This is a genomic window from Pseudovibrio sp. SCP20, from assembly GCF_057774105.1.
On the sequence record NZ_JBYMDH010000002.1, the window covers coordinates 625,311 to 643,255 of the forward strand.

The 17,945-nt window shown below is 51.1% G+C and carries 20 protein-coding genes; 8 read left to right on the forward strand and 12 right to left on the reverse strand.

Features of this window, described 5'->3' with window-relative positions; genetic code table 11:
- The first annotated feature begins 21 nt into the window (after positions 1-21).
- Positions 22-1,179: a CobW family GTP-binding protein gene (locus AC3CB2_RS11305; protein ID WP_488389880.1), complete on the forward strand. Its 1,158-nt coding sequence runs from the start codon at positions 22-24 to the stop codon at positions 1,177-1,179.
- A gap of 67 nt (positions 1,180-1,246) precedes the next feature.
- Here the strand turns inward: AC3CB2_RS11305 and AC3CB2_RS11310 are convergent, their stop codons facing one another.
- The 6 genes from AC3CB2_RS11310 to AC3CB2_RS11335 form a co-directional block, all read right to left on the reverse strand.
- Positions 1,247-2,128, reverse strand: a complete 882-nt coding sequence (locus tag AC3CB2_RS11310) for a 3-hydroxybutyryl-CoA dehydrogenase (RefSeq protein ID WP_037037379.1) — start codon at positions 2,126-2,128, stop codon at positions 1,247-1,249.
- A 146-nt stretch (positions 2,129-2,274) separates the two neighbouring features.
- Positions 2,275-3,204: an electron transfer flavoprotein subunit alpha/FixB family protein gene (locus tag AC3CB2_RS11315; protein WP_008550538.1), complete on the reverse strand. Its 930-nt coding sequence runs from the start codon at positions 3,202-3,204 to the stop codon at positions 2,275-2,277.
- 23 nt (positions 3,205-3,227) lie between these two features.
- Entirely contained in the window at positions 3,228-3,977 is a 750-nt protein-coding gene (locus AC3CB2_RS11320) for an electron transfer flavoprotein subunit beta/FixA family protein (protein WP_008550195.1), read from the reverse strand.
- 290 nt (positions 3,978-4,267) lie between these two features.
- On the reverse strand, positions 4,268-4,843 hold the full coding sequence (locus AC3CB2_RS11325; RefSeq protein ID WP_014283220.1) for a cob(I)yrinic acid a,c-diamide adenosyltransferase: 576 nt from the start codon (positions 4,841-4,843) through the stop codon (positions 4,268-4,270).
- 25 nt (positions 4,844-4,868) lie between these two features.
- The gene (locus AC3CB2_RS11330) at positions 4,869-5,063 is read right to left on the reverse strand and encodes a twin transmembrane helix small protein (protein ID WP_014283219.1); all 195 of its coding nucleotides are present in this window, start codon (positions 5,061-5,063) and stop codon (positions 4,869-4,871) included.
- Positions 5,064-5,104: 41 nt separating this feature from the next.
- Positions 5,105-5,560 (reverse strand): TspO/MBR family protein, encoded by a 456-nt coding sequence (locus tag AC3CB2_RS11335; RefSeq protein ID WP_352932164.1) that lies wholly within the window; start codon positions 5,558-5,560, stop codon positions 5,105-5,107.
- 259 nt (positions 5,561-5,819) lie between these two features.
- Here AC3CB2_RS11335 and AC3CB2_RS11340 point away from each other — a divergent pair, with 259 nt between their 5' ends.
- Complete coding sequence (locus AC3CB2_RS11340; RefSeq protein WP_352932162.1) at positions 5,820-6,971, forward strand: MFS transporter; 1,152 nt, start codon at positions 5,820-5,822, stop codon at positions 6,969-6,971.
- 10 nt (positions 6,972-6,981) lie between these two features.
- Positions 6,982-7,443 (forward strand): GNAT family N-acetyltransferase, encoded by a 462-nt coding sequence (locus tag AC3CB2_RS11345; RefSeq protein WP_352932160.1) that lies wholly within the window; start codon positions 6,982-6,984, stop codon positions 7,441-7,443.
- Between the two features lie 57 nt (positions 7,444-7,500).
- Here AC3CB2_RS11345 and AC3CB2_RS11350 read toward each other — a convergent pair whose 3' ends face one another.
- The 5 genes from AC3CB2_RS11350 to AC3CB2_RS11370 form a co-directional block, all read right to left on the reverse strand.
- Positions 7,501-8,058, reverse strand: a complete 558-nt coding sequence (locus AC3CB2_RS11350; protein ID WP_352932158.1) for a hypothetical protein — start codon at positions 8,056-8,058, stop codon at positions 7,501-7,503.
- 10 nt (positions 8,059-8,068) lie between these two features.
- A complete protein-coding gene (locus AC3CB2_RS11355; protein ID WP_352932156.1) occupies positions 8,069-9,010 on the reverse strand; it encodes a tetratricopeptide repeat protein in 942 nt (313 codons plus the stop codon).
- 2 nt (positions 9,011-9,012) lie between these two features.
- Complete coding sequence (locus AC3CB2_RS11360) at positions 9,013-10,191, reverse strand: ATP-binding protein (protein ID WP_352932155.1); 1,179 nt, start codon at positions 10,189-10,191, stop codon at positions 9,013-9,015.
- Positions 10,192-10,417: 226 nt separating this feature from the next.
- Positions 10,418-11,269: an SDR family oxidoreductase gene (locus AC3CB2_RS11365; RefSeq protein ID WP_352932153.1), complete on the reverse strand. Its 852-nt coding sequence runs from the start codon at positions 11,267-11,269 to the stop codon at positions 10,418-10,420.
- Positions 11,270-11,289: 20 nt separating this feature from the next.
- Positions 11,290-12,531: a ubiquinone biosynthesis hydroxylase gene (locus AC3CB2_RS11370; protein ID WP_352932150.1), complete on the reverse strand. Its 1,242-nt coding sequence runs from the start codon at positions 12,529-12,531 to the stop codon at positions 11,290-11,292.
- Between the two features lie 127 nt (positions 12,532-12,658).
- Here AC3CB2_RS11370 and tesB point away from each other — a divergent pair, with 127 nt between their 5' ends.
- Together tesB and AC3CB2_RS11380 are read left to right on the forward strand one after the other, a co-directional pair.
- Positions 12,659-13,540 carry an acyl-CoA thioesterase II gene (gene tesB, locus AC3CB2_RS11375; protein WP_352932148.1) on the forward strand — a complete coding sequence of 294 codons (882 nt, stop codon included), beginning with the start codon at positions 12,659-12,661 and terminating at the stop codon, positions 13,538-13,540.
- An 88-nt stretch (positions 13,541-13,628) separates the two neighbouring features.
- Positions 13,629-14,009 (forward strand): VOC family protein, encoded by a 381-nt coding sequence (locus tag AC3CB2_RS11380; RefSeq protein WP_352932146.1) that lies wholly within the window; start codon positions 13,629-13,631, stop codon positions 14,007-14,009.
- A gap of 86 nt (positions 14,010-14,095) precedes the next feature.
- Here the strand turns inward: AC3CB2_RS11380 and tlpA are convergent, their stop codons facing one another.
- Positions 14,096-14,779: a thiol:disulfide interchange protein TlpA gene (gene tlpA, locus AC3CB2_RS11385; protein WP_352932143.1), complete on the reverse strand. Its 684-nt coding sequence runs from the start codon at positions 14,777-14,779 to the stop codon at positions 14,096-14,098.
- A gap of 29 nt (positions 14,780-14,808) precedes the next feature.
- Here tlpA and argH point away from each other — a divergent pair, with 29 nt between their 5' ends.
- The 3 genes from argH to lysA all read left to right on the forward strand — a co-directional run bounded on the left by argH (position 14,809) and on the right by lysA (position 17,938).
- Entirely contained in the window at positions 14,809-16,209 is a 1,401-nt protein-coding gene (gene argH / locus AC3CB2_RS11390; protein WP_063286190.1) for an argininosuccinate lyase, read from the forward strand.
- Positions 16,210-16,348: 139 nt separating this feature from the next.
- The gene (lptM, locus tag AC3CB2_RS11395) at positions 16,349-16,618 is read left to right on the forward strand and encodes an LPS translocon maturation chaperone LptM (protein ID WP_008550189.1); all 270 of its coding nucleotides are present in this window, start codon (positions 16,349-16,351) and stop codon (positions 16,616-16,618) included.
- A gap of 48 nt (positions 16,619-16,666) precedes the next feature.
- Positions 16,667-17,938: a diaminopimelate decarboxylase gene (gene lysA / locus AC3CB2_RS11400; protein WP_352932140.1), complete on the forward strand. Its 1,272-nt coding sequence runs from the start codon at positions 16,667-16,669 to the stop codon at positions 17,936-17,938.
- Positions 17,939-17,945 lie beyond the last annotated feature (7 nt).

Below are 17,945 nucleotides of genomic sequence, written 5' to 3' on the forward strand. Positions count from 1 at the left end.
AGCTACAGGCAGTGCAGAATTATGGCTAGTACCCAAGAGAGGCGGAGTCCGCCAACACCAATCCCGATGAGCGTCATTACCGGTTTTTTGGGAGCAGGCAAAACAACGCTTCTTAACCGCATTCTCAAAGAGCCAGTTCTGGAGAATACTGCTGTTATCATTAATGAGTTTGGTGAGATTGGACTGGATCATCTGCTGGTCGACACCATTGATGATGGCATTATCGAGCTCTCATCCGGTTGTTTGTGCTGCACTATTCGTGGTGATCTGATCAACACGCTGGAAGATATCTTGCGCCGTATTGATAATGGCCGGATGAAAAAGATCGACCGTGTGATTATTGAAACCACCGGTCTGGCTGATCCTGCACCCGTGCTTCATACTGTGATGCTACATCCTTATCTCGTTATGCGATATCGCCTTGATGGAGTGGTGACGCTTGTGGATTCGGTCAATGGTCTTGATACCATTCACTCTCACGAAGAGGCGGTGAAGCAGGTTGCTGTTGCGGATCGTATTGTTCTGACTAAGACTGATTTGGAAGAGCCGTCTGACGGGCTGATGGCAGAGCTGAAGCATCTGAATCCGGGTGCAACTGTGCTGAATGCGCAAGACGGATCTGCGACTGCAGCAGCCCTCATCAATTGTGGTCTTTACAATCCTGAGACCAAGATCCCTGATGTGCAGAAGTGGTTGAAAGAAGAGGCTTATAAGGAAGAGCATAGCTCTCACGGTCATCACCATCATCATGGTGACGGGCACGATCATGACCACCATCATGATCCGAACCGCCATGGTAAGGATGTGCGTGCGTTTACGCTGGAAACGGATCGTGCTGTTTCGAACGCGGCGCTGGAGATGTTTCTGGATCTGCTTCGTTCGGCGCATGGCCCTAAGTTGTTGCGCGTTAAGGGGATTATAAAGACCGTAGAGCATCCGGAGCAGCCTCTGGTGATCCATGGGGTGCAGCACGTGTTTCATCCGCCAGCACGGCTTGCTGAGTGGCCTGATGCGGATCAGAGGACGCGTCTTGTGTTCATCACCAAGGGCTTGTCTGAAGGCTTTGTGAAGAAGATGTTTGATGCCTTCACCGGTGGTGTGGCTGCAGATACGCCGGACCAGACTGCGATGATGGACAATCCACTTTCTATTGGTGGGTTCAGCGGTACGTTTAAATAAACGACTGATTTGACCTAATAAAAAAGCCCGCTCATTTGGCGGGCTTTTGTGTTTCTGTTGTGTGCTCTTAGCGGGTTGGGACCGGCACTTCACCGCGGTAGTCGTAGAAACCACGCTGGGTTTTGCGACCGAGCCAACCAGCCTCAACGTACTTCACCAGAAGCGGGCATGGGCGGTATTTGGTGTCTGCCAGGCCTTCGTAGAGCACCTGCATGATGGAGAGGCAGGTGTCGAGGCCAATAAAGTCAGCCAGCTGAAGTGGACCCATTGGGTGATTTGCACCCAGACGCATTGCAGTGTCGATTGCTTCAACAGAGCCAACACCTTCATAGAGGGTGTAGATTGCTTCGTTGATCATTGGCAGCAGAATACGGTTCACCATGAATGCTGGGAAGTCTTCTGAAACCGCAATGGTCTTGTTCAGGCCAAGGGTATAGCCCTTGGAAATTTCAAAGGTTTCATCGCTAGTTGCAATACCACGCACGAGTTCGACGAGTTCCATCACTGGAACCGGGTTCATGAAGTGAATGCCGATGAACTTTTCCGGACGGTCTGTTGCGGATGCAAGACGTGTGATGGAAATGGAAGAGGTGTTTGAACCAAGGATAGCATCTGGTTTCAGAACCGGACAAACGCTCTGGTAAACCTTGCGCTTGATCTGTTCGTTCTCGCTCACCGCTTCAACCACGAGGTCTGCATCGCCGAGAGCGGAGACATCTTCAGAGGTTTTGATGCGGGTAAGAGCAAGGTCACGCTCTTCTTCGGTGATGGTACCCTTAGAGATCTGACGGGCCATATTGCCGTTGATGCTGGCAAGACCATTGTCGATACGATCCTGATCGATATCGTGAAGGATTACATCATAACCAGCCAAAGCACTAACGTGTGCGATGCCATTGCCCATTTGACCGGCGCCAATTACACCGACTTTCTTTACTTCGACCACCATTGTCAGATCCAAATTCTTACAAGCACTCTCTAAACGTGCTTTGACGTTCTCGTAACAACATACATCGCAAGTCTTGCTTCAAACAGCAAGAACCCCAGAATGAAATATTAACATCCCGGGGTTCCTGAAAAGCTAATCAAATATGATTAGAGGGCTTTTTCCAGTTCAGGAAGAGCCTCGAACAAGTCTGCGACCAGTCCATAATCAGCAACCTGGAAGATTGGTGCTTCTTCGTCTTTGTTGATCGCGACGATGATCTTGGAATCTTTCATACCTGCAAGGTGCTGAATTGCACCGGAGATGCCACAGGCAATGTAAAGATCAGGTGCCACAACCTTACCAGTCTGACCAACCTGCCAATCGTTTGGTGCATAGCCAGCATCAACAGCAGCGCGGGATGCGCCGATTGCTGCGCCAAGCTTGTCAGCAACTGGGGTGATGACTTCGTTGAATTTCTCTTCAGAACCGAGAGCACGACCACCGGAGATGATGATCTTAGCGCCAGCCAGTTCAGGACGATCGGAAGCAGCGATTTCTTCACCAACGAAGGAGGAGATTGCCGGATCAGCAGAAGCTGCGGCAGCTTCAACTGGTGCGGAACCACCTTCAGCAGTTGCTGCGAAGGATGCTGTACGAACAGTCAGAACCTTCTTTGCATCTGCAGATTGTACGGTCTGGATTGCGTTGCCTGCGTAGATTGGACGCTTGAAAGTGTCCGCAGATTCAACAGCGATGATGTCAGAGATCTGCATAACGTCGAGCTTTGCAGCAACGCGTGGCAGAGTGTTCTTACCGTTGGTTGTCGCAGCAGAAACGATGGCGTCGTAATCACCTGCGAGAGCAACAATCAGATCACCAACTGGTTCAGCAAGCTGGTGTTCGTAAGCTGCATCGTCAGCGACGAGAACTTTAGCGACGCCGGACAGTTTGGAAGCAGCTTCAGCTGCTGCGCCACAGTCTTTACCAGCAACGAGGATGTGAACGTCGCCGCCCATTTCAGCAGCTGCAGTCAGCGCTTTAGCGGTTGCTTCGTTCAATGCAGAATTTGAATGTTCAGCCACAAGAAGCGTGGTCATATTACTAACTCCTTTGACCTGTCTTAGAGAACGCCAGCTTCGTTTTTGAGCTTGTCGACCAGCTCTTCAACGGAACCTACTTTGACACCTGCCTTACGTGCTTCAGGTTCAGCAGTATTCAGAACCTTAAGGCGAGGGGTTGCGTCTACACCGAAGTCAGCGAGAGTTTTCTCAGCAATTGGCTTCTTCTTTGCCTTCATGATGTTTGGCAGAGAAGCGTAGCGAGGCTCGTTCAGACGCAGATCGGTGGTAACAATAGCTGGCATGTTCAGCTTAACAGTCTGCAGGCCGCCATCGATTTCGCGGGTGACGTCTACAGTGTTGTCGCCGAGGTCAACCTTGGATGCAAAGGTGCCCTGTGCCCAGCCCAGAAGTGCAGCAAGCATCTGACCAGTCTGGTTGCAGTCATCATCGATGGCCTGCTTGCCAAGGATGACGAGACCTGGCTCTTCTTCCTCAACGATGCCTTTGAGAACTTTTGCAACAGCAAGCGGCTCAACGGTGTCGTCGGTCTGAACCAGAATACCGCGGTCGGCGCCCATTGCGAGGCCGGTGCGGATGGTTTCAGTTGCCTGCTTAGGGCCGATGGAAACAACAATGATCTCAGTTGCTTTGCCGGCTTCTTTTAGTCGGAGTGCCTCTTCAACGGCGATTTCGTCGAATGGGTTCATGGACATTTTGACGTTTGCCAGTTCAACGCCAGAGCCGTCCGCCTTCACGCGAACTTTTACGTTATAGTCAACGACCCGTTTTACGGGCACGAGAATTTTCATGTTCCTAGAACCTCCACTAGAAAAACAGGGGAGTTTGCGTCGTAACCTAGTTGTTCAGACACTCTTTCCGCCGGGCTACCAGAGCCAAAAGGGAATGCATATTGCATTGCAATTGCGGCGACCGTAATGAGCTATTTTGGGGCTGTCAACGATCGCCTAGGGTAAATAGGTATTGGGTTTCAACCAATGTATAAGGCCTAGTGGCCTTAAGGTGAAGATAGTTGTCCATAAGTGTTGATAGTTTACCTATTCGTCAAGCACCTTTGGTCGATTTCTTAATCAAAAAATCGCTATCTGTTTTTGCCTGCCACCCACAAAACATCGCCTTCACCCTTCAGATTTGCGTAGCGAGACGCAACAAAGAAGAGGTCAGAGAGGCGGTTGAGGTATTGCAGGGCTTGCTTGTTGACCTTCTCTTTTTGGTAGAGTGCGGCAACGAGGCGCTCTGCACGGCGAGACACTGTTCTGGCCTGATGCAAGTACGTCGCCAGTGGTGTTCCACCCGGTAAGACGAATGATTTCAATGGGGTAAGCTCAACATTCATCTGGTCAATCGCGTCTTCCAGAGCGCTGACCTGATTTTCTGTAATGCGCAGCGGCTCGTATCCGAGGTCTTCGCCGGTATCCGGGGTTGCCAGATCGGCGCCGAGATCGAACAGGTCGTTCTGAATGCGGCCAAGCAGTTCGTCCAGTACGGGCATTTCTTTAGATGCATGCAGGCGAACAATGCCGACAATAGAGTTGGTTTCGTCAACGGTTCCATAGGCTTCGATGCGCAGGTCATGCTTTTGTCTGCGCTCGCCGCTGCCCAGAGCAGTGGTGCCGTCATCGCCAGTTTTTGTATAGATCTTATTGAGGGTGACCATTTTCTACCGTTTCAAACCAAAAAAATCAGGATGTGCTTGCCAGATAAACAGAGAGCATAATCAATATGATAGCTGCGAACTGCAACAGAACGCGATATCTCATCAGCTTTTGCGAGCGATTAGGATCTCCGCCGCGCATCATGTTCCAAAGGCCGAGAGCGAGGACCAGAGCGACGGCGAGAAGGGCAATAGGAACCAGAGTGGCAACAATACCGCTCATTAAAATCTCCAATCATTGAACACCTCTGTTGAGGCGTCGGATTAATTCAGAACCACAATAGAGACATTAAGGATGGCTGCAAAGCTAACCCAAAGGAGATAGGGCAGATATAGCCATGCTGCAAAGATTTGCGCTCTATAAAACAGGCGGAAAGTGAAAAAACTTAGCGCGAGCAAGATGATAAGGACAACGAGACCTAAAGTGGGGTTTTGCTGCCCAAAGAACGCCCAGGACCAAATTCCGTTTAAAAACAACAGAATAACGAAAGTGATCTGAAGGCTCGTTTTTGCCGGTCTCCCGGCTGCATCATTGGTACCAGTCTGTTGAAACTCAGTGGCCAGCCAGATGCTGATGGCAAGAAGTGTGTAAAGAACAGACCAAACCGGTGCGAAAAGCCAGTCTGGCGGATTGAAGGATGGCTTGGTGAGGGAGGCATACCACTCCGGAATGGCCGGTGCGGTGACAATGCCGCCGTAAGCTGCTGTGGCGTAACACAAAAGTCCCCATCCAACGAGACGACTCCAGACAACTCTGTTCTTTAACTTGGCTTTTGTGGTGTCGCTTAAGGGCACGGACATTCCTTTTGAAAGGTTTTGTGCGAAATTGCGTTTTTTACGCTTATTTCCGCGTTGGTTTGCGTTGTTACGTCAGCGGGCAGCATAACGATGTATTAGGTGCTCTACACAGCTTGCATTTTTCTAAAATATCACGCTAGATATTTATATTAGTCGTTTCTCTCTCTTCAAAGCTTTCCCCATGACACAACAAGCAGTGCTCGGTGCGCGCGATGTGAATCTTATTCGCGGCGTCTTCTTTCTTCAACCTATAGCGCTTGGCGCCTGGTTTCCACGTATCGCAGAAATTCAGCAAAGACTTCAGGTGAGTGAAGGGGAGTTTGCGCTGGCTCTTGTTGGTATGCCGGTGGGCCTGCTGATCATGCTTATGTTTGCTGGTCGGTTGACCGAGAAGTTTGGTGCGCGTCAGCTTTTGATCATCGGCTTGTTTGCGTTCATCTGCCTGATGCCGCTACCGACTTATGCGGGTTCCATTCTGGAGCTGTTTGTTTATCTGGCGGTTGTTGGCAGTTCGCTGGCGTTTGTTGAGCTCTGCATGAATGTGATTGCGGATAAGACGGAGCGGAAGAGTGGGCAGCTGATTATGTCTGGCTGTCATGGCTTGTGGAGCCTGGGCGTGTTGGTGGGCAGTCTGATCAGCTCCGGATTCTCCTGGGTTGGTTATGGGCCGTCTGAGAGCATCCTGATGGTGAGTGGGATGGCGTTGTTGCCAGCGCTGTTTACTTCCTACAGCCTAACAGAAGGGCGCGAGCCTGATGTTGCTGAGAAGTCTGAGGAGGGCTTTCAGATGCCAAGTGGTGCGCTGGTCGCCGTGTGCTTCTTTGCGTTTGGCATCACCATGACTGAAGGCGCGATTGCAGATTGGTCTGCGATTTATGTGACTGATCTGTTTGATCTTTCCGCCGGATACGCCGGTATTGCCTACAGCACCTTTGCGATGATGCTGACCTTTGGCCGTCTGACGGGTGACTGGTTGCGGTCCCGTGTTGAGGTTCAGGTCGCCGCCGCAGGTATTGTTGTTCTCGCGCTCATTGGTGTTGGTATTCTGGTGCTCTCACCAAACTACGCTGTGTCTCTGCTTGGTTTTGGTCTGGTTGGTCTTGGCGTTTCCGGCGGGTTCCCTCTGGCTGTGACGGCTGCTGCTGAAAAGCCGGGCCGTTCTGCTGCGGCCAATGTGGGCCTGATGACTCAGATCGCGCTTGGAGGCTTTCTTGTTGGTCCGCTCGTCATCGGTTATGCGGCTGATCACCTTGGCATTCAGGGCGGCTTCATGCTGATGCTTCCCGCTCTTGTGCTGAGCCTGTTTATGAGCCGGTCTCTGATTAAGCGGTGAGGGGGATGAGATGCGAGCGATGGAGATTAGGTTCCGAGGTATCCCTGCAAAGCTCACCTATAAGCTTCGTCAGCAGGTACTTTGGCCGGATTCGCCGATTGAGCGCGTTATGGTGCCGGAAGATCACCAGGCTCTTCATATCGGCGCCTTTGAAGAGGAGAACCTGATTGGTGTCGGGTCTTTCTTCTTCGATCTCCCGTCCGTGAGACTGCGAAAGCTGGCTGTTCTGCCAGAAAAACAAGGGTGCGGCATCGGAAGTAACCTCATCCGTTTCGCAGCAAGCCAACCTGAATTGCAAAAGGCAGATTCCATCTGGTGCGACGCAAGAAAAGACGCTGCTTCATTCTACCAACGCCTCGGATTCCAGATTGAGGGAGATTCCTTCGAGAAATTTGGTGTAAGTTACCTACGCGCCCGCGCCAAGATTGCTGAGCTGACTGGGGAAATGACTAAAGGCGGCATTAGGGCTTGAGAGACCACAGATTACATGCGCCTTAACGCGTGCGGCTATAGAGGACGTAAAAGTTTGCTAGGCTGAACAATCATTACTGATTTTCTCGCCAACGCGTGAGAGATCAGGAGTAAAGATGATGTGAGTGACACGTTTTCTGATCTGGGCTTGAGGAATGATTTCGTATGCCCAATCATTTTTGGCCCAATCCGCTCCAAAATCCCTGTTCACAATCAAATAATGCTCTTCGGGAATGGTAATGTCTGTTTTACCGTTTGATTGTTTGAGTGCTGCTTCTTGCCATTTAGGACTGTGAGTAAATGACTGCTCGTTAATTGCGTAAGACGTCGGAGTGATATGAAAAATATCCCCTGAGCTTGCGCTAACTTGACGAACGTAAAAAGCCTTTTTCTCCAAGGATCTGAAAAAGACAACATCGCCAACACATGCGTTGTTACCTTTCATTTGTAAATAAACAGAACGAGGTTCCAGACCCGTTAGCGTTTTGTCGAAGCTGGTTGGAAGAGTGTCGTAGAAACGGCCAAGAAGCATTAGAGCACCAAAGAAGGCAATCCAGGGTGTGATGCCAAGCAGGTTTTCTCGTAGAAAAAATCCAGAGTCTTTCTCAGATGACATGATGCCCACCTCAATAGTTTTTGAGTTTAATAGCTTTTTGGCTCGGAAAAAGAGAAGTTAAAATCTTAGGAGATGCTGCAACGATAGTGATTGCAGATGCTAAGACGTACCATGCAGTTGTATTATCCAAAAACTGAAGGCCTGTCGCTCTGGAGATCAACTGAGACCAAATTTGAATGATGTCTGCCGCATAAAACATAGTAACAATTAAAAACAGCATTGCGAAACTTGCAGCGCTGTAAGCTCGTATAACTGAAAAAACCAGGAACACTCCTACCATAAAAAAAACAGGAGGCAGATACAGAAGGAAACTTGCCCAGTAAACAAAACGCAGGTGTGCTTTGTTGAAACTTAGTGCAAAGGCTTGGCTTGCATACTTCCGACATTTTGAAGGACGAACGAGGAGAAAACTATTGATTGCAAGTGCGGTGTTTAGTTCTACATCATCCGGAAGGTCAGGTTGAGCTTGTTCCATCAGAGACTGAGCGCGGAATGCATCATCAACTTTGTATAATGCAATTCCGAAATTTCTTTTCAGTAGTGGAGTCTTTGGCTCTCCTATTAGTTTGTTAAGTGATTTACGCGCTTCAGACGCTTTTCCCTTAATAGCGTTTAGCGCAAATGACATGGCTTTGTGATGGTTTTCTAAATGCGGAAAATCGCGCTTGTAGTCTTGGTAGACTTTAGCTGCCTCTTTTTTCTTCTTTAGACGTAATAATGCCCAGAACTCGCACTCACGGATATCATAATCGTCAGGCAAAATTGCCAGAGCTTCATGAGTGATTTTGAGAGCTGCTTTGTAGTTTTCAGCTTGCATCTCAATCTGAATGCGAAAGCTCCAGAATGGCGAAAATGACGGGAGCTCTTCAAGCAACTCCTCTGCTATTTGGCGTGCGCTATCGAAGTTTCCTGCATCCAGTAAGGCTTTGGCTGTGTTGAGTGATGCGGCCATCTTTACCTCGCATATTTTTTCAAGAAACTAGCTAGATCGTCATACATGCCATTTTCGTTAGCGTATTTTGCGAAGCTACGTGCTTGCCCAAGCCATTCACCAACAGTCGACTTGACCTCATAAAAAGCTTCTTTGAAATGTTCGTTCGAGAGTGGCCTTAGGTCTTCAGAGGAGGAACTCTCTTCGATAGCGATATCAATTGCCGTATCAACGAGTGCTGACAGATCAGCTCCTGAAAAGCCCGAACTATTTTCGATGATCGGCTTTGTGTCTAAGTTCTTCTCGACTGGCCGATCTTCAAGTAAGCGAGCGAGAATGAATTTTCGGGCAACGCGGTCTGGTGGCGGTACAAAGATCGTGCGATCAAAACGTCCAGGACGTCGGAAAGCTGAATCTAAAGACCACGGCACATTGGTAGCACCAAGGAACAGTACGCCTTCGTTATCTTCCTGAAAACCATCCATTTCTGTTAGTAATGCAGAAACTGTCGTGTTGACTTTAGCGCTACTTTCAAACTGCCGTTTTTGAGCCAATGCCTCCACTTCGTCAAAGAACAAAACAACGGGCCTATTGTTTCTTGCATCTTCGAAAAGCTGCTTTATGCGCTTCTCCGCATTCCCAACAAACTGATCCAAAATATCGGCTGCATTTACATTGACGAATTGCGCGTTGCATTCACTAGCTAACGCTCTTGCAAGCATAGTTTTTCCGCAGCCTGGAGGGCCGTACATTAGGACGCCTCCACCCGCTTTCCGTTTAAAGCGAGAGAACAAAGCTCTTTTATTCTGAAAAGGATTGATGATTTTTCGGCGCACCTGCTTCTTTACGTCTTCAAGGCCTCCGACATCGTTGAATGTAATACCTTTTGGAGAAAGCTGCTGTATTTCGTCTTGAGAGTTCAGTGGGATGACATTTGTTGCGGGTACTTTCGCAAGTGGAGGTTCCCATTTCTCTCCAAGTTCGGGCGAGCCTGCTTCACGAAGAAGGGTTGCAGCTTTTTCTCGAATTGCTTGATCCAGGACTTGATCTGTGTCGATGCTGCCAAGTGTTTCGATTATGATACCGCTATCGGGTGATTGCTCGAGCAGAATTAATACAGCCCTGAGGCTTCCGACAGAGTTTGGGTTTTGCTGCCAAATTTCTATAAGGGGCTGAATTTCTTCAGATAAATTTTGGCTCACGAACGCCTCATATAATCAAAGATAATAAGAAATATTTCGATAGAAATACAGATATTTGCGAGTTGATAAGTTTTGATCTTAAAATAAGCTAAAGCAAGAATATAGTCTTAAACTGGATTGAGTTGGTTATCCCGTTCTGTCAAAAATTATAATTTCATGATGATTGATGTGATTGTTTATACGAAGAGTTTTTGCCGCTACTTAGTGAGCTTTCACTTCGAACATTTCACTCCTCCGACTTTGCCGAGCTTCTCAGGATTGTGTCTACCAGTGATGTTGGCAGGAGGCGGCGGAGGAAGCCCATTATGTAGGTTGGGGTGGTGACGTAGTAGCGGGCGTTTGCCTTTGGGGCTTCGATGGCGTGGGTGAGTTTTTTGACTACGGCATCGGGTTGAAGCTTGAATTTTGTGGTGCCGCCTTTGGCGAGCATGGTGAGGCGGCGGTTGTAGCTTTCACGGAAATGAGAGGCGTTTTTGGCGTCCTCGCCGATCTCCTTGAAGAACATTTTGACGGCGGTTTTGGAGAACTCGGATTGAATCGGACCCGGTTCGATCAAGGAAACCTGTATGCCTGAGCCATGCAGTTCCAGCCGCAGAGTGTCGGTATAGCCTTCCAGAGCGAACTTGGTGGCGTTGTAGGCGCCGCGGTAGTCCATGGCGACGAGGCCAAGGATGGAAGAACACTGCACGATGCGGCCATGGCCTTGTTTGCGCATGACTGGGATGACAAGACGTGTCAGCTCGTGCCAGCCGAAGAAGTTGGTTTCAAACTGACGGCGCAGGGCGTCTGTTGGAAGATCCTCAACGGCACCGGGAAGGCCGTAGGCGCCGTTGTTGAAGAGGGCATCCAGGCGGCCGCCTGTGATTTCAAGAACTGACTCAACGGTGGACTGAATAGATTCGGTATCGCAATAATCCAGATGGAAGGCGTCAAAGCCTTCTGAACGCAGGCGTTCTGCGTCCTCTGGTTTGCGACAGGTGGGAAAGACCTGCCATCCTCTGTCTCTCAAAATGTGCGCGGCTTTGTGACCAATGCCGGTGGAACATCCGGTGATGAGGATGGAGCGTTTGTCTTTCACGTGTATGACCTAGAGCAGGATTAAAGCGGATTGCCGAGAAGCAGTTTTGGGGAAGGGCCGGCCATGCCAGCTGCTTCGCCGATGAAGTGCTTTTTCAGAAACGGCATACGTTCAACAAGACCGAGGCCGAGATCGCGGACAGCGCGGACCGGGTCAATGTTGTTGGAGAACAGGCGGTTCAGCACATCGGTGGTCATGCCCATCTGCCAAGTATCAAAGCGGCGCCAGCTCTGGTAGCGTTCCAAAATGTGTGCTGCACCGATATCGAGACCGAGGCGGTGGGCGTCTACAAGCACTTCTGACAGCGCTGCAACGTCCTTGAAGCCGAAGTTGAGACCTTGGCCTGCGATCGGGTGGATGCCGTGGGCAGCGTCGCCTGCCAGCGCGAAGCGGTTGGTGACGAAAGAGCGGGCCAGCACGAGGTTGAGCGGGAAGGCCTGACGTGGGCCGTCCAGTTTGATTTCACCCAAATGATGACCGAAGCGGCGTTCCAGCTCGATCTCGAAGGTGAACTCATCGCCATTGACCAGACGATTGGCTTCGTTGGTTTTTTCGGTCCAGACGATGGAAGAGCGGTTGCCCTTCAGTGGCAGGATTGCGAATGGGCCGGATGGCAGGAAGTGTTCTTCCGCACGGCCATTGTGTGGGCGTTCATGCGCCACGGTGGTGACGATGCCGCTCTGATTGTAGCTCCAGCGGTTGCAGTGGATGCCTGCCAGGTCGCGGAGTTTGGAGCGCACACCATCAGCAGCCACGATGAGGCGGGACTGGATGGTTTTGCCGCTGCCGAGCGTGATGTTGACGTGGGCAGGTTCAACGGCGAAGTCTTTGACGCTGTCTGGCGCGAAGATGTGAACACCAGCATCTGTGGCTGCATCATGCAATGCGCCGACCATGTGGTTGTTCTGCACCATGTGAGCGAATGGTTCGCCTTCATCAACATCGCCTGCAAAGGTCAGGAACACAGGGCGCACGCTGTCGTGCAGCTTGCTGTCTGTGACGATCATTTCGGTGATTGGCTGGGCTTCGTCTTCAAGCTGGTACCAGATGCCTAGCTGATCGAGCATACGAACGGCGCCTGCCGCGATGGCGGAGGAGCGTGGGTCGTTCTCAATCGCTGAACGTGGACGCAGGTCGACGAGGGTGACTTTCATGGAAGGTTCTGACTGCTTCAAAGCGAGCGCAAGCGAGAGGCCAACATAACCGCCGCCGCCAATGGTGACGTCATAAAGCTCTTCAGTGGCGGTTTGCTTCTTGCTCATAGAACTGTTTCCTGTAATCGTTTGCCCGATAACCATTAGGTTAGCCCAATTGATCGTTGACACTATCGATATAGCGCCACACTACTCACATGCAATCGAAATCACTACAAAAATAGGTTTGTCTGCAATGACGAAGGCTGTTGAAAATCTACTGGACCTTTTGGATCTGGAGAAATTAGAGGAAAATCTGTTTCGCGGGACAAGTCCACAAAGCGGCTGGCAGCGTGTTTTTGGTGGACAGGTGATTGGTCAGGCCCTCGTTGCAGCCTCCCGTACGGTTGGCGCAGAGCGGCAGGCGAACTCGCTGCACGGGTATTTTCTGCGTCCGGGCGATCCGAAGGTGCCAATCATCTATGAGGTGGACCGTATTCGCGATGGTGGTAGTTTTACCACGCGGCGCGTTGTGGCGATCCAGCATGGTCATGCGATCTTCTCCATGTCCGCTTCCTTCCAGCGCGTTGAGACGGGCATGGAGCATCAGATTGAGATGCCGGATGTGCCGATGCCGGAAGACCTGATGCCGATCTCTGAAATCTCCGATGAGCTGATCTCAAAGGCGCCGGAGCCGGTGCAGAAGTACTGGAAGCGGGAGCGCCCGATTGAGTTGCGTCCGCTGGACCTGGGGCAGTATTTCTCTCGCAAGAAGCAGGAACCGATACAGCATGTGTGGGTGCGTGCGGCCTCCAGGCTGCCGGATGATCCGCGTATTCACCAGTGCGTGCTGGCGTATGCTTCGGATATGACACTGTTGGATACGGCGCTGTTCCCGCATGGCATCAACGTGTTTGTGCCAAACCTGCAGGTGGCGAGTTTGGATCACGCTATGTGGTTCCACAGCGACTTCCGCTTTGATGAGTGGCTGCTTTACACGCAGGACAGCCCGCGCTCAGCTGGTGGCCGTGGTTTCAGCCGTGGCAGCCTTTATACGCGGGATGGTGTTCTGGTGGCTTCTGCCGTTCAGGAAGGCTTGATGCGGATGAGAGATCGTCCGGTGCCGGGTAAGGGGTAAGATCAAAGATATTGCTCGGTGCAAAGGCTATTCTGAGGTTGCAGCAATCTGTTTGGTTCTTTGATTTTCAAGAGAACGGGGTGTGAGCATGTTTAAGCCCAATAGCGTTATTCTCTATGTCGATGACGTTGAGAAAAGTACCGAGTTTTATACGGACGTTCTGCAAAGTGGCCCGATTGAGAGGTTTCAGGAGTTTTCTCTGTTCTCTTTGGGGGACGATGTCACTCTTGGGTTGCAATCCGCGCAAGGGATTGATCCGAAACCTCAACCATCCTTTGGAGGGTTTGAGCTTTCGCTGAGTGATGTGAGCCGGGAAGAGGTGGATCAGGTTTACAGTCTCTGGAAAGAAAAGGGTATTCCGATCGTTCTGGAGCCCACTGATCTGGATTTTGGCTACACGTTTGTGGCAACCGATCCTGATGGGCATCGGTTGCGGGTGTGTGCGACTGATACGACAAACGTGAGTTAGAAACTCTAATCGAAGAGTGATGTCTGCCTTTCGGCGATATGCGGTAGAGCCTGCTTCAGAGAGTTTGAGGCAGGCTCTTCTGTTTTTTAATTCGCTTGAGCGGTTTTGTGTTCTTTTTGTCCGGCGAGTGCGGCGTTGACGAGGGTGAAGGCTTCTGGAGCGGCCCAATCGGCAGGGCCGAACATGGTGCCGATTTCGCAGCCGTCTTCACCGATCATGATTGTGCTTGGCAGACCCGGGGCTTTACCCTTGGTGCGCAGGTCGTTGAAGGTCTTCATGGTGTGGTCTGAGAAGTAGGCCAGATCCTTCACCCCGATATCATTCAGGAACTTCAGCGGTTTTGGATTGTTTTCGCCGCGGTCCATGTTCACAGCGATGACGTTGAACTCATCGCTGCCGGCTTCACGCTGCAGTTTGTCCAGGTGAGGCATTTCTTTGCGGCATGGGGCGCACCATGTGGCCCAGAGGTTGAGCAGCTTGGTGCCCTTCAGATCCGCCATGGTGATGAGGTTGCCGTCTGCATCGTTGAATTTCAGCTCAGACAGATTCAGAGGCTTCTCAGCAGGCAGAAAAGCAGCGACTTCGCCTGTGGTCAAACCCTTGAGATTTTTTGCGGTATTCATTGAAGAAGAGCAGGCGAGGGCTTGTGGATCCTCACTTTTTTGCTGATTAAGCGCCCATACAGCTCCGCCTACAACGACAAATCCAGCTAATGCTGCAATAAGCCCTTTTCCGAGGCCGAACTTTCCGGTAACTGTCAGTTTCTTCATATTAAACCCAAATCATAATGAGGCTAGACATGAGCAACCGCATGTGGGGGGGCCGTTTTGCGGAAGGGCCAGATGCAATCATGGAAGAGATCAATGCTTCCATCGATTTTGATCGTAAGCTCTACCGACAAGACATAGCCGGATCCAAGGCTCATGTTAGCATGTTGGCTGCACAGGGCATCGTTAGCGCAGAAGATGCCGAAAAGATAGCTCAGGGTCTAGACACAATTCTGTCAGAGATCGAGGAAGGCACGTTTACCTTCTCCCGTGCGCTTGAAGACATTCACATGAATATTGAAGCGCGTCTGGCAGAACTGATTGGCCCGACCGCTGGCCGTCTTCATACAGCTCGTTCACGTAACGACCAAGTTGCCACAGATTTCCGTCTTTGGGTACGCGACTCTTTGGACGATCTTGAGGCACAGGTGACAGACCTGATGCAGGCGCTTGCAGAAAAGGCTGAAGAGCACGCTGCCGTTGTGATGCCGGGCTTTACACACCTGCAATCTGCGCAGCCGGTGACTTTCGGCCACCACCTGATGGCTTATGTCGAAATGTTCTCTCGTGACCGCTCCCGCCTGCAGGATGCTCGTGCGCGTATGAACGAGAGCCCGCTGGGCTGTGCGGCGCTGGCTGGTACATCCTTCCCGATCGATCGTGAGATGACTGCGGCTTCTCTGGGTTTTGACCGCCCAACAGCAAACTCTCTGGATGGTGTTTCTGACCGTGACTTCGCGATTGAAGCGCTGGCGGATGCCTCCATCTGTGCGATGCACCTGTCCCGTCTGGCAGAAGAAATCGTGATCTGGTGTTCTGCTCAGTTCGGTTTCATCAAGCTTTCCGACAAGTTTTCGACCGGCTCTTCCATCATGCCACAGAAGAAGAACCCGGATGCAGCTGAGCTGATCCGCGCGAAAACGGGCCGTATTTATGGTGCGCTGAACTCTCTTCTCGTGATGATGAAGGGTCTGCCGCTGACTTACTCCAAGGACATGCAGGAAGATAAAGAGCAGGCGTTTGACGCTTTGCCAAACCTGTCTCTGGCGCTGGCAGCCATGACTGGCATGATGCGTGACCTTGAGCCGAATGTGAAAACGCTGAAGAAAGCGGCGGGTTCTGGCTACTCCACTGCGACTGATCTGGCTGACTGGTGTGTGCGTGTGGTTGGCATGCCATTCCGTGACGCTCACCATGTGACTGGTGCACTTGTTAAGATGGCTGTCGATAAGGGCGTGGACCTGCATCGCCTGACATTGGAAGAGATGCAGAGCGTTGAGCCGAAGATCACTGACGATGTCTACAGCGTTCTTTCCGTTGATAAATCTGTTCGCAGCCGTGTCTCTTATGGCGGCACCAGCCCGGTGAATGTGCGCAAGCAATCCCGCCGTTGGCTGAAGCAGCTTGAGCGTGAGCAGAAGACGGAAAAGTAAGTCTGTTCCATGGATGATCTTGCAGTCACCGTTGTTACGGTGCAGAAATAAAACTTAGAGTGGGCTCGGGTTCGTCCGAGTCAGTCATTAGGTCGAATTTCTGGTTTGGTAAGATCATCCAGATTGGAGCAGAGAAAACATGAGCTCGCAAGGCATGAAAGACATTACAAAAAGCCGTAGTTCCAAGCTTTTGATTGGCCTCACAATTGTTGCACTCGGTCTGAGTGTTTCCGCTTGTGGGCGTAAAGGCAGTTTGGAAACGCCAAGCCAAGCTCGGGCGACTGCAGATGGTGCACCGCCACCCCTGAATGATGCTCCTGCGCCGCAGATTCCGGATGAGAAGGACGAAAGTCTGTTTCTTGATCCGCTGATCGGTGCGGACGAAGATGATCCAGACTTCAATTTTTAGACTGGTTCGCTAAGCCCGTCAGGGCAGAGCCAGCGCAGAGGACCTACATTGCATTACTTTGAGTTCAAGGATGGCGTGCTTCACGCTGAAGACGTTGCGCTGACTGAAATTGCAGCGGAAGTTGGAACCCCATTTTACTGCTATTCGCGCGCAACCTTTGAGCGTCACTTCAAGGTTTTTGACGGTGCGTTTGATGGAATAGATCATCTGACCTGTTATGCAATGAAGGCGAACTCCAATATCGCCATTCTGACGGTGCTGGCAAAGCTTGGTGCTGGTGCGGACGTTGTTTCTGAAGGGGAACTGCGTCGGGCGCTGAAAGCGGGCATTCCTGCGAACAAGATTGTGTTCTCTGGCGTTGGCAAGACCCGTCAGGAAATGCGCTTTGCGCTGAATGCAGGCATCCTGTGTTTCAACGTGGAATCCGAGCCTGAGCTGAAGCGGCTTTCCGAAGTTGCTTCTGAGATGGGCAAGGAAGCGCCGATTTCTCTGCGCATCAATCCGGACGTTGATGCAAAGACTCATGCTAAGATTTCTACCGGTCTGGCTGCGAACAAGTTTGGCATTGCCTGGGACCGTGCACGCGCTGTTTACAATGAAGCTGCGCAGCTGCCGGGCCTGAAAGTGACCGGTATGGACATGCATATCGGTTCTCAGATCACTGAGCTGGGTCCATTCGATGATGCTTTGGAACGCCTTGGCGTGCTGATTGGCATGCTGAAGGAAGATGGCATTGAGATTGAGCACCTTGATGTGGGTGGTGGTCTTGGCATTCCTTACGGAGGCGGAATTGAAGCGCCGCTGCCAACCGAGTACGCAAATATTGTTCGTAAACACATTGAGCGCCTTGGCGTTACGCTGATTACTGAACCTGGCCGTTTGATTGCAGGAAACGCCGGTATTCTCGTAACCGAAACGATCTACCGTAAAGAAGGTGAAGCGAAGAACTTCGTCATCGTGGATGCTGCGATGAACGATCTGATCCGCCCAACTCTTTATGAAGCACACCATGACATTGGCGCGGTGAGCGAAGAGCGTCAGAACGGCGAGCAGATGGTAGCGGACGTTGTTGGCCCTGTTTGTGAGACCGGTGACTATCTGGCTCGCGACCGCGAAATGCCGAAGTTTGAGGAAGGCGATCTTCTGGCGGTTTATTCTGCTGGTGCCTATGGTGCGACCCAATCCGGCACGTATAACACGCGTCTTCTGGTGCCTGAAGTTTTGGTTGATGGCGACAAGTTTGCGATCATCCGTCAGCGCCCGAGCTACGATGAGTTACTAAATCAAGACGTTGTGCCGAACTGGGTTGAAAAGGCTTAACTCTGTT

Coding starts and splice junctions, on each gene's coding strand:
- AC3CB2_RS11305 (WP_488389880.1), top strand. CDS start 22: ATGGCTAGTACCCAAGAGAGGCGGAGTCCGCCAACACCAATCCCGATG.
- AC3CB2_RS11310 (WP_037037379.1), bottom strand. CDS start 2,128: ATGGTGGTCGAAGTAAAGAAAGTCGGTGTAATTGGCGCCGGTCAAATG.
- AC3CB2_RS11315 (WP_008550538.1), bottom strand. CDS start 3,204: ATGACCACGCTTCTTGTGGCTGAACATTCAAATTCTGCATTGAACGAA.
- AC3CB2_RS11320 (WP_008550195.1), bottom strand. CDS start 3,977: ATGAAAATTCTCGTGCCCGTAAAACGGGTCGTTGACTATAACGTAAAA.
- AC3CB2_RS11325 (WP_014283220.1), bottom strand. CDS start 4,843: ATGGTCACCCTCAATAAGATCTATACAAAAACTGGCGATGACGGCACC.
- AC3CB2_RS11330 (WP_014283219.1), bottom strand. CDS start 5,063: ATGAGCGGTATTGTTGCCACTCTGGTTCCTATTGCCCTTCTCGCCGTC.
- AC3CB2_RS11340 (WP_352932162.1), top strand. CDS start 5,820: ATGACACAACAAGCAGTGCTCGGTGCGCGCGATGTGAATCTTATTCGC.
- AC3CB2_RS11345 (WP_352932160.1), top strand. CDS start 6,982: ATGCGAGCGATGGAGATTAGGTTCCGAGGTATCCCTGCAAAGCTCACC.
- AC3CB2_RS11350 (WP_352932158.1), bottom strand. CDS start 8,058: ATGTCATCTGAGAAAGACTCTGGATTTTTTCTACGAGAAAACCTGCTT.
- AC3CB2_RS11355 (WP_352932156.1), bottom strand. CDS start 9,010: ATGGCCGCATCACTCAACACAGCCAAAGCCTTACTGGATGCAGGAAAC.
- AC3CB2_RS11370 (WP_352932150.1), bottom strand. CDS start 12,531: ATGAGCAAGAAGCAAACCGCCACTGAAGAGCTTTATGACGTCACCATT.
- tesB (WP_352932148.1), top strand. CDS start 12,659: ATGACGAAGGCTGTTGAAAATCTACTGGACCTTTTGGATCTGGAGAAA.
- AC3CB2_RS11380 (WP_352932146.1), top strand. CDS start 13,629: ATGTTTAAGCCCAATAGCGTTATTCTCTATGTCGATGACGTTGAGAAA.
- tlpA (WP_352932143.1), bottom strand. CDS start 14,779: ATGAAGAAACTGACAGTTACCGGAAAGTTCGGCCTCGGAAAAGGGCTT.
- argH (WP_063286190.1), top strand. CDS start 14,809: ATGAGCAACCGCATGTGGGGGGGCCGTTTTGCGGAAGGGCCAGATGCA.
- lptM (WP_008550189.1), top strand. CDS start 16,349: ATGAGCTCGCAAGGCATGAAAGACATTACAAAAAGCCGTAGTTCCAAG.